This is a genomic window from Ruegeria sp. AM1, from assembly GCF_056540745.1.
The window spans coordinates 46,062-58,912 of the sequence record NZ_JBQFXH010000012.1; the positions used below are offsets into that span (position 1 = coordinate 46,062).

Genomic DNA, 12,851 nt, shown 5'->3' on the forward strand with positions numbered 1-12,851 from the left:
TTAATTCAGGCCGAAATGTTTGACCATTGGCTGATCTTCGGGATCAACGTTGATGTCCAGATTTTCTGCCATGCCCCAGTTCAGCACCTGATGGTGGATCGGGATATACAGCTGTTCGTCCTGCACCACACGCCAAATCTCGGCGATATCCTGATCGCGCGCGACAAGATCGGTGTTCGACGCCAGCGACTTGATCTTGGCGTCCAGCTCATCATTGTCGTAACCGGTGCCGTTCCACGTGCCAATATCGCTTTCGCGGCCATGAACCAGGAAGTTGAAGATGTATTCCGAGTCATAGGTCGGAACGCCCCAGCCCAGCATGTAGAAATCGGTCTTTCCGTCAGTGATCAGCGGGAAGTGCTGTGCCTTCGGCTTGGCATCCAGATTCACCGTGATGCCGATCTGACCCAGCATCCCGACAGCAGCCTGACAGATGCCTTCGTCGTTGATGTAACGGTCATTGGGGCAGTCTAGCCGGATCGAGAACCCGTCGGGATAGCCCGCTTCGGCCAACAGGGCCTTTGCGCCCTCGACATCCGTGCTGCTTTCACCGTCCATCTCGGCGGTCCATCCGTTGACGAAGGGCGGTGCGATCATACCGGCAGGTTGCGACTGTCCGCGCATGACCACCTGCTTTATAGCATCGCGGTTGATCGCCTTAGACATGGCCTGACGCACGCGTACATCGGCGAGGGGGTTCTTGCCATCGACATTATCCGCGTCGATATCATCTCCGCCCTGATTCATGCCAAAAAAGATTACCCGGTTCTGTGGCGCTTGTTTGACGACTAGCCCATCCACGGCATTCACCCGGCCGAGATCCTGCACTGGCATATCCTGAAGGAAGTTCACCTCACCCGACAGCATCGCCGCAACGCGGGTTGCGTCATTCTGGATCGGAGTATAGATGATTTCGCTGATCGCCATAGGGAACTGATCGCGCCCCCAGTAGTCCTCGTTCCGCTCCATGACCGTTTTCACGTCAGGCTCGCGGCTGACAAGTTTGTAAGGGCCGGTGCCATTTACATTGGTGGTCGCGAAAGTGATCTCACCACCTTCAAAGTCCTGAACGTCGACGGCATTGTTCGCCTCGGTCCATCCCTTATCCATGATGAACAGATCCGTCAGGTTCGCCGGCAGGATCGGGTTCGGCCCATCCGTCACAATCTCGACCGTGTGGTCATCAACTGCACGCACCTCGACGATCGAGTTGATCAGCTCTTTCATGTCCGAGTTCGGCTGTTTCGCGCGATTAACGCTGAACACCACGTCTTCGGCTGTGAAATCGGCGCCGTCATGGAACTTCACGCCCTGGCGCAGGTTGAACACCCAGACATTCGGATCAGACTCGCTGGGGGCCCAATCCGTCGCCAGCGCGGGCTCGAAAGCACCGGAGGTATCGCGGATGATCAGAGGTTCATACATCTGGTGGCGCACAGTGTGCGTGGGCCCTTCGTTTTGCGAATGCGGATCGAGCGTCAACGCATCCCCCGAGCGCGCCCAACGTAGGGTTTCTGCATTGGCCAATGACGTCGTCGTCATCAACAGCGCAAGCGCGAGCATGTGTTTTTTCATTATTTTCTCCCATATTGCAGTCGTTTAGCTGCATTGAATTCGCGATTCTGTGTCGCAAATTTCTGTGAACGTTGTGGGTGTGAATAGCATACCAACTGCGAATGCATGTCAATCGTTCAACGCAATGTTGAGCCGCCGAACATATGCAACCGGGCGCTTTGGGGGACAGCGATCCTGCTAAAATACATCGCATGCAGGCGATGGCGTTAAACACGCGGCGGGGTGGGGCGCGAAAAGGTGCGGTTCAGCCATTTGGCCACGTTCATGACCAATGGCAGACCTCGCGCAACAGCGCCAATGTTGGCGTTGATCAGCGGAAATTTTGCCCTGTTCAGATTGACGACGTACTTCCTCGGGCGTGCTTGTTGCCAGTGAACAAGCACGGGGCGGATTTGGAGCTTGTGAACGATTTAGACCGAGGAGTGCGGCGCGCGCAACGAAGCGAACAGCGTTTGCCTTGAACCAGCCATTCGAAACTAGTGCGGCAAAGGTGTCGAAAGAGCCCATTGTGTTGAATGCTTCGCAATGCGCGAAGGGCCGCTTTGCGAAGTTTCATCGTTTCAACTGACGCGCGACGTCAGTAGTCTAAAAGGGGCAGGTTTCTTTGAAGGTAGCGTGAAGCATGAGACGGATTTTTGGTATTGCACTGAGTCTATTCTTACTCGTTCTTGCGGGAGCCGCTGGCTACGGCGCCATTGGATATTGGGACGCCATTCGTCAGGCAGATGCGTACGCAGCTCGCGCGGACATTTTGATCGCCGGCGGTCGCGGGCCAGATGATCTGGGCATCGAACAACTCAGGCAGCTTATCTTGGTGCAAGACCCGGGATTTATTGACCATGCTGGCGTTGATTTCTCTACGGCCGGGGCGGGATTAACTACGATCTCTCAATCCCTGGCCAAGAGACTAGGTTTCGAAGAGTTTCGCCCCGGAATTGGGAAGATACGGCAGACAGGCTTCGCGATGGGTCTTGAACGACAACTCACCAAAGATCGGATACTCGCGCTTTGGCTCGATACCGTCGAGATGGGGCGCGGTCCTGAAGGGTGGATGACGGGTTTCTTTGAGGCAAGTGAACGCATCTATGGCCGAGCACCCTCTGAACTCGCGGATCAAGAGTATCATCGTCTATTGGCTGTGCTGATCGCTCCGGGACGGTTCCGGCTTCTTCAAAATGATGAAGAGCTGGACGACCGCGCTTCGCGTATCGCAAGGCTCGCATCCGGTGATTGCAGGCCAGAAAGTCAAAGTGATGTTTGGCTCGACGGCTGCGTGTAGAATTTGGTTCGCCAAATTGACCCTTATTTCATGAACTCGGATTTGCTCACAGCGGACATTCGCCTTGAAGCGTCAAAGGTCCGCTCCGTCCGCGATGTGTGAGTTCAAGCGACACCAGATATTGCACTTGCAGCGAATGACCGCAAAGCGGGCTGCGAGCGCAGCATGCCGATGGGGCGCGCAAGGTCGCTTTTGGACCGTGAAGCTGATCCTTTCTCATAGAAAGAACACTAAACACATGCTTTTATTTCCAAATTCCTACGTTGCGTTGCACAAGACTGGCATTGTCGCTGCACCTAGGCCCGTTCTTTGATATGGCGTGAAGCCATCACATCGACCACTTTCATCTTCACCAAGTCACAGCCGCGCAACTTGCAGTCGATGGCCATGTTACGAGCGCGAGATCGCGATGGTTCTCGGCCAGTTCAAGTCGAACTCGGATCGCCCAGACGTGCTTTGGCTTTAGCGGTCACTTCTGGCCGAGAATGCGTCGCTTGTTCCAGGCTGGGTTAAGCGCGCCAATGGCTGGTGAATTTGGTGTTTCCATGACTGATCCTCCGATCCGCCATGCCCTTCCAATGCGACAAACCGACGTTGACGAGGCAACATATCAGTGGATTGCTGCGCTTCCTCAGAGGTCCGCAGAGAACCCATGTTGACCAAAGCTTCAGTTCGTTTGAATGGTGGCAAAGGCTGTACAGACAAATGTACTTGTCGTATCAAAATAGGCGAAGCCTCTCTCGTATGGTCAAAATTGTTTGTCTTTCAAGCTGTTCCCTTATGCGACTACATCCCGTTGGCAGCCTTGGAAAGATAGGGTTTTTTGATTGCTCAGCTCTCAAAGGTAAACAGGGTACTGAGTTAGCGTTACCTGGTTCCGAGAACTACTTATCCTTTGCAACTTCTCTCCCAGCACTTCCAGAACATGTGGAGGATAATGGACCTGCAGTCTTCTTTGAGGAGGCTATGGCCTGCTATGAATCTCGTATTGAAGAATTTTCAAACCTTTGCGGTTTGGCAAACGATGCCTCCTCGCTTTCAAGGCCAGTGCTCTTGGATAGGATTGGCGATCGACTGACTGAAGCTCTAACGCCCCCCAGCCGCAAAATGAATAGATATGGTGATCCAGAAATCTGGGAGTCGCCTTCTTGGAATAGCGTGAGGATCGACCTTGGTCTCTTTATAGGGGAGCAATTGATCCAAGAATTTCCAGAAGCCAACCCGAAATGGATCGCCCCTACGTCTCGATGGGAACCGCGCGGCCCATGGGATTACCCTGTACTAAAGATGACGGAATTTAGAAAAACGGCCAGCCATCCAACAGTTGATCCATTAGAACAGAGTTTGCGTTCTTTAGCGTTGGACGCTTATGTCAATCGGCAGGATGAAGACTTCAAGAGCGGTGGATGGATGGAGATCTGCGCAAGGATTTTCGAGCAGAATGGTTTTGATCACGACGCGTATGACCTAAGAGATTTCAACCCTAATCAACTTCGCTTAGCAGCGACAATATCAGACGACCAGATCATCACGCATGTATTCCATAAGGCAAAAGAATATCTCTCAATTCAATGGCTGAAACGGTTCAGTCCAGAAAACTTGGATCCTTACTACTTAGACACGCTTCTATCACTGGGTGATTGCTTACGCCTCAACGACTGAACATGGTGGGCGACCCTGCGAGCAAACAATATTCCGTGTTAAAAACAAGCATATTGGCTCGCTAAAAAACATTCGGCGAACCAGACATTCGTGCAGCCGCCGCGAACGGCAGCGATTTTCCGCAAATCGACTGTCCAAGCCTGACTTTTTTGCTCCCGCGTCGCCGCAAGTCCGGTTTGAGCCCAAATATCATGATTGCTGCAATGCGGCTAATGTTGGCTTTGTCGATACCAGCTTTGGTCTTAACGCATATTGACCGACGAATACGCTCACGAGGACAACCATCATTCCGATGCTTTGCGGAATACTCAGCGTTTCATCTAGAATAAACCAACCGAGTAGTGCCGCGCTCAAAGGGCTGAGAAGACCTAATATAGACGCCGCAGTGGGTTGTATGATGCGGATACCGCGCAACCAAATAATGTAGGTTAATGCGGCACCAATAAGTCCCAGATATGCGAGCCCTAAAACGTTCGCTCCGTTGATAGTTGACCAATCTGTAGGTGCAAAAGGTGCGAAGGGCACTAAGAGCAAGCCGCCAGCCGTCAATTGCCAGCTCGTAAAGGTCAGAGCGCTGACCGGCGGCTGCCATTTTCGACTCAAAACAGTGCCGAGGGCCATGGACGCCGACCCGGCAATGCCAGCAACGACACCCCACATATCCAGCTGTGCTTCGGGCGTTAGGACGAGGAGTGCGACCCCAACAGCGCCCGCCACGACTGCGAAGAGTGAAAGCATTTTGATTGGTGATCCAAGCAAGAAACGTGATGCGAAGATGACCACAAACGGCTGCAATGCCCCCATCACGGCTGCAACGCCGCCGGGCAAACGATATGCGGCAAAGAAGAGCAGCGACCAGAATATCGCGAAATTTAACGCGCCCAAAACGAACATCTTCCGGACCCAGTGACCGTGGGGAACTTGGCGAACCAGACACAAAAGAAGAAGGCCAGCAGGCAGAGCGCGCAGGACAGACACGGTCAGCGGATCAAGGTTGGGCAGGAACTGTGTGGTGACAATGTAACTGCTGCCCCACACAAGTGGGGCCAGTGCCGTTATGGCAAGTTCATGAGGGCGGGGCATGGGGATCTCCGATTTATCTTGACGTAGAGGTAAATGCATTTAACTTGACGTCAAGATAAAAATCTATTCAGTGTTACAGCATGTTCGATATTGAAGACATCAGAGCGCAGTGGGCGAAACAACGGCCTGACATAGACACCGGGCCAATGGGCGTGATTGGCAGGGTGGTTCGATTGTCGGCTCTCTACAGCGAAGAGATGGGCAAGACCTTTGCGAAACACGGGCTGAGCGCGGCGAGTTTTGACGTGTTGGCCACGCTCCTGAGGTCGGGACCGCCCCATGCGCTGTCGCCGAACCAACTGCTTGCGACGATGATGGTAACGTCAGGCACAATGACGAACCGGATCGACCAGCTTGAAAAGGATGGTTTCGTGGAGCGCGTACCTAACCCGGAAGACAAGCGCAGTGTCCATGTGAAGCTCACAGCGAGCGGGATCAGGAAGATTGACGCCGCCGTATCGGACCACGTTGTTGTTCAGAAGCAACTGGTCGAAGGGCTGTCCGAATTAGACCAGTCTGAGTTGAACACCAAACTGGACAAATGCTTTACCTGCCTAGCTAGGGATCAGATTCCGACGTGAGGAACGCCTTTGAGCAAATCCGAATTTCCGCCAATCCCAATGAGGGACGATAATCTAGATGCACGCAACTATCATTTTGTCGAAATAGACGCCTCAGACCCTCGCGGAGCAGAAGCACTGATTGACATTGGCGAGCACGGCGTTTCCGTCTTGCCATACTACTATGTTTCAGATGGTTCTAACGCCCCGTACGGTCAAAGGATTGATGGCAGTCTTTCTCGCATGTGGTGTCGTGAAGGCCTGCTGCCGATGCTTCGATCGGCAAACCAAAAACTGTCAGCGTTTGGGTGTGAACTTGTCGTCTACGATGCATATCGCCCAATAGCCACTCAAAGAGGGTTGTGGGCTTGGGCTTTGGAGAAAGTCAGAAGGCACCATCCGGCTCTTTCTCGCTCCGAGCTGGAAGCTTTGACCAGTCAGTATAGCTCGGACCCGAGAAGATTTGACCCGGGGGATGCGACCACGTGGCCGATACATTCATCCGGGGCCTCAGTTGACGTCATGCTGCGCTCGCTTGACACGGGCAAGGAGCTGGATCTGGGGGCTGCATTTGATGATCTGAGCCCTGTGGCCCATACAGACCAGCTGGAGCGGGCACTCAACCGTGGCCTTATTCGGCCTGACAATGCCGCTTTGCTCAACCGCCGCTTGCTATACTGGACCATGACTGAGGCAGGATTCGAAAATTACCCTTCAGAGTTTTGGCACTTTGACTTTGGGAACCAGATGTATGTGCTCAACGCGCGAGCCAAAAACGCTAAATTGAGTCGAGCTTGGTACGGCTATTGCGAGCCTCCGACTTAGTCAGATTAGAAGCGCCTAAGGTTCGTATCCTTTCCGGGCTTAACTCGGCGTTGCACACGGGCGAGCTGCGAATGGGAAACTTTGCAGCTCGCCCGACTTTGCAGGAAGAGCTTGAGTCATTTAAGACCGAGATCACGTCGGCGGGTCGTACCGTGATAGACTCTGGAACAAGTTTCGGACATGCAGACATTGCAGTCAGTGCGGCCCTCGCATTCTGGCTGTCAGATCATCGTTCCGTCGGAACGATGATCGGCGAAGTGCCACTTCGGGGGTAGGGCCGAGCCGTTGTCTGTTTTGATCGCGCCGATCCCAACTGCAGGCATTGGATCTGATTCACTGCCGTAAACAACCTTTTCTTTGGTTTTGTCCTGGGTAACCATTCGAAGAACTTTCAAAGTTGCTTCGTGGCCTGGCTTGTCCGTCAATGCCCAGCCCAGTGGCATACGCGTGGCGACATCTAGTGCAACAATCAGCCACAACCAAGTTTTGATGATCTCTTCAATTTCCTCGACGGCAATCTTTTCTTCATCGATAAAGCGTTCCCACCACCCCTGTTTTTGCAGACTGTCATCAACCACAACTTGCACTCGTCAATTTCAAGCAGCTCAAGGATAACAAAGCAAATTTGCATTGCTGACGCGGTGTTCACCAACCTTGCGCCAATAAACAGGGGCGTTTCTTGGACCACCCAGCAACGGTGTGTCTTTTAGTACTACCGAAAATCTGTTGATGAGCATTTGGTCGAATGCATATTCCAGACCGTGATCAAAGATTTCTCCAATCACGTATTCTCGCAACGCCAGTGACAAACACGTTGGAAGCACGACAGTCACCGCCTCTCGACCAAGGACAGCGAGAGGCTTGAAGTGCAGAGCTGTTTCAGAGGCACGCTGATTTCCGACTTCGTCCCAAATGACGGGGTCTATGAGAAATGGAGCGATGTCGTCAGGTTGAACACCTCTTGCATCCAACACCTCAAACGGAATGCGAGTCCTTTGAACCAATGCATTCCGACTCGGCAAGTGACGACTGGACAGGGTCCTTTGCGGGTCCTCATCACCTGTCTGATATCGTGAGATTCGGGCATTCTGACAAACGATATCGGAAACACTGATCACTGCATCGACACGTCTTTTGATTGTTGCCCAATGCCCTTCACTCGGCATTTATGGGCCTTTTTCTTTCCCTTGCAATGTCTCTATGCCAGCACTGCAGGTAGTTCCAAACGGAGGCAGTTTGCCCGGTATTTCGGAACGGTCATGAGGCTGGAAATTAAGGGAACCGCGATCTTGGGATCGTAACTACCTAAACTCGAACGAGTACTTTGTCTTCTATTGCCACGTCATCCAAGGTCACAGAAAGAGAAGACCATTTTTGCTGCTCGTATGAATGTCTTTTGTCGCAAAAGCCGCCATTCGTGTCCAAGAGGTGAGACTACTCAAGCCGAGCACTGGTCACAAAGTCTTTTACGAACATCATGTCAAAGCAACCCATTGTAGTAAAAGATAATCCCTCTCAGAACATGCCGGTCGTCAACCTTCGATTTGCCATAGCGCTTCGGAAAATAAGACTTCATACGCTCCATAAGTTCGTCAGTCAGCCAGAGTAGATTGCTCACGATAATCCCCTAACACTCAGCGGCTTGAATCATGCAATCGAGATAACGGCGGCAAAATTGAGGGGTACAGAGCCCAACAATCTAGAACGCCGTTGTCACAACATTCTCGTTAAAGTAGAAAGATATCATGTCCATATGTTCAGCGATGCATCGAAATACGGTGTACATATTGCGAGGTCTTTCTCATCCAGAAAAGCGAAATTCCATGGGTCGAAATTCCAGCGGGCAGCTTTCTTCAGGGGTCGCGTGCGAAAGACGTGCGATCCATGCTAGCAGGCTTTCGCGGGATTGACCCATCATTGTTCACCAGCGAAATCGGGCAGGTCGAAACTCACGTCGACAGTTTCGCGATTGCGAAAGATCTCGTGACGAATGCCCAATATCGCAGCTTTGTTGAAGACGACGGATATTTGCGCAAGGCTTATTGGACAGCCGAGGGGTGGGCATGGCGCAGTCGCAATGAAATCAACGCGCCGCGGTTTTTTTCCAGTCCGGGGTGGGAGACGGATAACCATCCGGTCATCGGCGTCAGCTGGTATGAGGCCGACGCATTTGCCAACTGGGCTGGTGTCCGCCTCCCAACTGAGCCGGAATGGGAATGGGCGGCACGTGGCCCATCTGAATACCTCTACCCATGGGGCAATGAGTTCGAGTTGGGTCGGTGCAATTCTGCTGAATACTGGATGGAACGCATGCTGGTGGATCATCAGGACTGGCAGACTTCGTTTTTCGAAGCTACCCCTTGGCGAACCCGCGTGCTGACGACTGCAGTTGGATCGTTTCCACAAAGTAACAGCCCGTTTGGTGTGTTCGACATGGCGGGCAATGCCTTTGAATGGGTGCAGGACTGGTTTGCGCCTGACTGGTACGCGCAAGGGCCGGAGCGATCTGCTCATGGGCCTCTGGCTGGGCAAGAAAAGGTCTGTCGCGGTGGGAGTTTCGGCTATCCAAGTTGGTGCACACGGACAACCGATCGAGGGCATCACCTACCGGATCACCGGGCCTTGGGGCTGGGCTTTAGACTCGCGCGTGATTTCTAGACCTGGCCAGAAGAAGCACAGCGCTTAACCCGATCTCCACGAGGGAGGCACCAAGCAGGATCTGCGATGCCGCGAGAAACGGCAGGATCAACAACAGGAACACTAGGCCCAGCATCAGGAAAGGTTCTTGAATGCCGTAAAAAGCTGCGATCAGTTTGTTGCGTCCGTCGGCTTCGGATCGTGATTGCAGAAATGAGCGCATCACAATCATGTATACCCCTCCAATCAAACCCATGGCCGCCATGGATCCGAAGATCAGCACCGGGTTATCCGTTAGAACAAAGGCCAACAGGGCAACGCCATCGAGTGTCAAAAGCGCCATAATCAGAGTGAGCGAAGGCTGCATACTGGTCCAGATGAACAAACCCGCGCTGAGCAATGCACCAGCCCCGAGTGCGGCCATCAAGAATGCGAAGAGCGGCACCTCGAACCCCCGCTCTTCGATGAAGTAGGTGAAAATCAGCGGGCCCTGCATGCCCAAGACAATCATCACGATTGCCTGCACCGAAAAGAAAATCTGCAGATCGCGTTCGTGCGCCACGTGGCCCCGGATGGCGCGCAGCAGATCAGGCAGATTGGTTGCGGATGCTTCCGTCTGCTCGTCGACCCTGACCTCCGGCGGTAATCTTGTGAAAATTAAAACCGGGATCGCTGAGACGATGGCGGCAATGATAATCAGAATACGTGGATCAACCAGTGCCAATAACGTGCCGGCTACAAGCGGCGTAATCAGTTGTAAAGACTGCAATGTGGCACCGCGCAATGCGTTGGCAGCTACGATTTCGTTTTCGCCGTCCAGATACCCAGTCTCTATCATCGTTTCACCAGCATTGACAAAAACGCCAAGGCCAGTGGCGCAGCCAATCAGCAGCAGGAAAATCGGCAGCGATGAACTGAACGCCGCGACACACAGGATTGCGCCATATAGTGTGCATGCCCACGCCAGCACGGGTGCCCGTCGCTTTACCCGTGTAAGGTAACTGCCCGCGGCGAGACCCAAACCAAATCCAAACGTCGCGTTGATCAGCGCGAGAAGTGTCAACGCCAACAAGGTGCCACCAAGCGCGTTCACATTGGCCAATGTACCGAGTTCCAGAGACCTGCGGACAACTGCCAACAGGAGCACGGCCAACAACAGTGACCGCCATGTACCCCCTGAGAGCAGTTTGATAGTGATCGCGCGACGCGTTTCGTTTTCAGCCATTCAGTTTCTTGGTAGTCGTTGCCTTAAGCGCGATCATCGGTAAATGGTGGTCAAACACCTTGCCAAGTCTCTGAATCGCCTCATCCAGGTTTTTAGGTGTGATACCATACTCCTTGCAAAACGCGCCCAAGGTAAATTGCCTGTTCACCGGTAATTCAGATTTCGTTTTCAGATCGATGCCAGTGAAAGTCACATCGTCAAGATCAGGCAAATGGCTCCGCAGCGCGTCTTCCAAGATGCGCGCAGTGTATTTGATTTGCGGGCAATGCGTGCAGGTACCGGTAAAGCGCAAGGTCACGGAAGTCGCATCAGCACTTTCCAGTTCGGTCTTGCCACCGTCATGATACTGGCAGCCGCAAATCCGTTTCACAATGGTTTCGGAAACGTCACTTACATGCTCTGCATTGTAACCTACTTTGTCCTCGTCGGCGCTTGCTTCGGGACTGCGCAGGAACGTCGCAATAGCGTCATAGGACATGAACCCGTTGGCCACGTAGACGGAATCGAGGTCACGATAGTTTAGCCGTCCGTCGCGCATCAGTGAGGCGATGGTCCAGTCGCGTGTGACATCAGGTTCAGGCGGTTGTTTTTGCGCAGCTTCCACAGCCCCCTCCTGAATTGGCCGAGCGTAATTCCGCCACGCTCAGTGGGGCCATGTTCTTTTGCTCTAGCTTGTTGGCATGTTTGATGAGGTATCGAAAGAAGTGGTGCTTCTCGAGGAATGGTTTGGTGCAGTACCGCATGTGAATGTCCTGCCCACGGATGGCCGATTCAAACGCGCATCCTCCGGCGCAAACCGGGACGTAGGGGCATTTCTCTTCAAAACATTGCTGGACCTTCTTGCCGGTATCCATTTGCCGGTCGTATGTCGCCTGATCGTAGCTTTCTTCAAACACGGTGCCGACGGCGTGTTCGGTACGGCCAACAAGGCTGATGCACTTGTATATGTTTCCAGAGGGACCGATGATCACACCGTGATGGGACGAAAACATGCAGGGCGTTGTGTGGGCCGTATCATCGGTGACCCGCAGCCCGCGATCCTTGCATGCTACGGTAAGCATCGCGTATGCATCTGCCATCTCTTCACTTTCAGGTGGAATGACTAGATCGGGTGCATGGGCAACTTTTGATCCCTCCATTTGATGCGCAATGGCCTCAAGCTTGACCGAGATACCCTGAAGTGACGGATCAGCGACCACGGCATCCAACAACTCTTCGATGTCGTTGAGGTTTTGTCGATCAAAGTTCACTTTCAGGGTTACGGATTCGATATGCCGGGCAGCGATGTGAAGGCCTCTCAGGCTTTCGTCATAAGTTGCCGCTCCGCGCTTGGTAATTCGGCGTATGTTGTGGATCGGTTCCGGACCATCGAGTGAAATTTGAATTTGGGTCAGCCCCTTTTCCGCAAGGGTTCCAGCCATCTCATCCGTCAGCAGGACACCGTTCGAAGAAGTATAGAACGTTCCCTTGATCCCGTATTTGTCGCGCAAATCCTTATGACCGTCCATGATCCTATAGAGGATTTTAGGGTATAGAAATGGCTCCCCTCCGAACAGGCCGGGGCTTATGTTGGTTACACCGTCCTCGACAATGCGGCGTTCCATCCAGTCAATGCACCGCTCCACTGTTTCCGCTGACATCGTCTTGGCAGTCACACCGTCCTCGTAGCAATATGTGCACCCGATATTGCATCCGGTCGTGACAGCAAACAGCGGAAAGATGGATTTCTGACCAAACCGAACAGCGTTGAAATTGGCCAACCAACAGTTTTGCTCATCCATTGCGTCAGGCACGACAATGCCCAGCGTTGCCAGCCGATCAATGGTCTGGGTATCGCCATTGACCACATCTCCATCGAGTGTTGCGACGACGGTTTTCCATCGCGTGCGCGGTACCAGCAAACAGCGATGTGAGGCCGTGTTATAGATCAAAAGTTGATCCTCTATGCCGCGGTCGGCGAGATCTTTGACAACGGTGAATTGGCTGACTTTCCACATAGAGTTCT

Annotated in this window: 13 protein-coding genes and 1 pseudogene; 5 read left to right on the forward strand and 9 right to left on the reverse strand. The window is 53.1% G+C overall.

Translation table 11 applies throughout. The features are described 5' to 3' along the window. Positions 1 to 1,575, reverse strand: a complete 1,575-nt coding sequence (locus tag ACR0I7_RS17560; protein ID WP_480513321.1) for an ABC transporter substrate-binding protein — start codon at positions 1,573 to 1,575, stop codon at positions 1 to 3. Between the two features lie 622 nt (positions 1,576 to 2,197). Here ACR0I7_RS17560 and ACR0I7_RS17565 point away from each other — a divergent pair. Then, positions 2,198 to 2,854 carry a transglycosylase domain-containing protein gene (locus ACR0I7_RS17565; RefSeq protein ID WP_480513323.1) on the forward strand — a complete coding sequence of 219 codons (657 nt, stop codon included), beginning with the start codon at positions 2,198 to 2,200 and terminating at the stop codon, positions 2,852 to 2,854. 299 nt (positions 2,855 to 3,153) lie between these two features. Here ACR0I7_RS17565 and ACR0I7_RS17570 read toward each other — a convergent pair. Beyond that, positions 3,154 to 3,401, reverse strand: a pseudogene (locus ACR0I7_RS17570) (integrase); the annotation flags it as partial. 233 nt (positions 3,402 to 3,634) lie between these two features. Here ACR0I7_RS17570 and ACR0I7_RS17575 point away from each other — a divergent pair. Then, on the forward strand, positions 3,635 to 4,516 hold the full coding sequence (locus ACR0I7_RS17575) for a hypothetical protein (RefSeq protein WP_480513325.1): 882 nt from the start codon (positions 3,635 to 3,637) through the stop codon (positions 4,514 to 4,516). Positions 4,517 to 4,705: 189 nt separating this feature from the next. Here the strand turns inward: ACR0I7_RS17575 and ACR0I7_RS17580 are convergent, their stop codons facing one another. Then, positions 4,706 to 5,599 carry an EamA family transporter gene (locus tag ACR0I7_RS17580; RefSeq protein ID WP_480513327.1) on the reverse strand — a complete coding sequence of 298 codons (894 nt, stop codon included), beginning with the start codon at positions 5,597 to 5,599 and terminating at the stop codon, positions 4,706 to 4,708. A gap of 80 nt (positions 5,600 to 5,679) precedes the next feature. On the opposite strand from ACR0I7_RS17580, the gene ACR0I7_RS17585 reads away from it, so the two are divergent. Further along, positions 5,680 to 6,180, forward strand: a complete 501-nt coding sequence (locus ACR0I7_RS17585) for a MarR family winged helix-turn-helix transcriptional regulator (protein WP_480513329.1) — start codon at positions 5,680 to 5,682, stop codon at positions 6,178 to 6,180. Positions 6,181 to 6,189: 9 nt separating this feature from the next. After that, on the forward strand, positions 6,190 to 6,984 hold the full coding sequence (locus ACR0I7_RS17590) for a M15 family metallopeptidase (RefSeq protein ID WP_480513331.1): 795 nt from the start codon (positions 6,190 to 6,192) through the stop codon (positions 6,982 to 6,984). Positions 6,985 to 7,205: 221 nt separating this feature from the next. Here the strand turns inward: ACR0I7_RS17590 and ACR0I7_RS17595 are convergent, their stop codons facing one another. The 3 genes from ACR0I7_RS17595 to ACR0I7_RS17605 form a co-directional block, all read right to left on the reverse strand. Next, positions 7,206 to 7,571 carry a hypothetical protein gene (locus tag ACR0I7_RS17595; RefSeq protein WP_480513333.1) on the reverse strand — a complete coding sequence of 122 codons (366 nt, stop codon included), beginning with the start codon at positions 7,569 to 7,571 and terminating at the stop codon, positions 7,206 to 7,208. Positions 7,572 to 7,589: 18 nt separating this feature from the next. Further along, on the reverse strand, positions 7,590 to 8,150 hold the full coding sequence (locus ACR0I7_RS17600; RefSeq protein WP_480513334.1) for a hypothetical protein: 561 nt from the start codon (positions 8,148 to 8,150) through the stop codon (positions 7,590 to 7,592). Between the two features lie 314 nt (positions 8,151 to 8,464). Beyond that, entirely contained in the window at positions 8,465 to 8,602 is a 138-nt protein-coding gene (locus ACR0I7_RS17605) for a hypothetical protein (RefSeq protein ID WP_480513336.1), read from the reverse strand. A 266-nt stretch (positions 8,603 to 8,868) separates the two neighbouring features. Between ACR0I7_RS17605 and ACR0I7_RS17610 the strand changes: the two genes are divergently transcribed. After that, positions 8,869 to 9,642: a formylglycine-generating enzyme family protein gene (locus ACR0I7_RS17610; RefSeq protein WP_480513338.1), complete on the forward strand. Its 774-nt coding sequence runs from the start codon at positions 8,869 to 8,871 to the stop codon at positions 9,640 to 9,642. Here the strand turns inward: ACR0I7_RS17610 and ACR0I7_RS17615 are convergent. From ACR0I7_RS17615 to ACR0I7_RS17625, 3 genes are read right to left on the reverse strand one after another with little or no spacing between them, the layout of a single operon-like run. Then, positions 9,620 to 10,846, reverse strand: a complete 1,227-nt coding sequence (locus ACR0I7_RS17615) for an MFS transporter (protein WP_480513340.1) — start codon at positions 10,844 to 10,846, stop codon at positions 9,620 to 9,622. The genes ACR0I7_RS17610 and ACR0I7_RS17615 overlap by 23 nt on opposite strands. Next, the gene (locus ACR0I7_RS17620) at positions 10,839 to 11,450 is read right to left on the reverse strand and encodes a NifU family protein (protein WP_480513341.1); all 612 of its coding nucleotides are present in this window, start codon (positions 11,448 to 11,450) and stop codon (positions 10,839 to 10,841) included. Before ACR0I7_RS17620 ends, ACR0I7_RS17615 begins: the two co-directional genes overlap by 8 nt. Continuing rightward, positions 11,422 to 12,843 (reverse strand): radical SAM protein, encoded by a 1,422-nt coding sequence (locus ACR0I7_RS17625; protein WP_480513343.1) that lies wholly within the window; start codon positions 12,841 to 12,843, stop codon positions 11,422 to 11,424. The genes ACR0I7_RS17620 and ACR0I7_RS17625 overlap by 29 nt, the downstream gene beginning before the upstream one ends. Between the last annotated feature and the right edge of the window lie 8 nt (positions 12,844 to 12,851).

Excerpts from the sequence above, each read along its gene's own strand:
- ACR0I7_RS17585 (WP_480513329.1), top strand. The coding sequence starts at position 5,680 with ATGTTCGATATTGAAGACATCAGAGCGCAGTGGGCGAAACAACGGCCT.
- ACR0I7_RS17580 (WP_480513327.1), bottom strand. The coding sequence starts at position 5,599 with ATGCCCCGCCCTCATGAACTTGCCATAACGGCACTGGCCCCACTTGTG.
- ACR0I7_RS17575 (WP_480513325.1), top strand. The coding sequence starts at position 3,635 with ATGCGACTACATCCCGTTGGCAGCCTTGGAAAGATAGGGTTTTTTGAT.
- ACR0I7_RS17610 (WP_480513338.1), top strand. The coding sequence starts at position 8,869 with ATGCTAGCAGGCTTTCGCGGGATTGACCCATCATTGTTCACCAGCGAA.
- ACR0I7_RS17565 (WP_480513323.1), top strand. The coding sequence starts at position 2,198 with ATGAGACGGATTTTTGGTATTGCACTGAGTCTATTCTTACTCGTTCTT.
- ACR0I7_RS17625 (WP_480513343.1), bottom strand. The coding sequence starts at position 12,843 with ATGTGGAAAGTCAGCCAATTCACCGTTGTCAAAGATCTCGCCGACCGC.
- ACR0I7_RS17560 (WP_480513321.1), bottom strand. The coding sequence starts at position 1,575 with ATGAAAAAACACATGCTCGCGCTTGCGCTGTTGATGACGACGACGTCA.
- ACR0I7_RS17600 (WP_480513334.1), bottom strand. The coding sequence starts at position 8,150 with ATGCCGAGTGAAGGGCATTGGGCAACAATCAAAAGACGTGTCGATGCA.
- ACR0I7_RS17615 (WP_480513340.1), bottom strand. The coding sequence starts at position 10,846 with ATGGCTGAAAACGAAACGCGTCGCGCGATCACTATCAAACTGCTCTCA.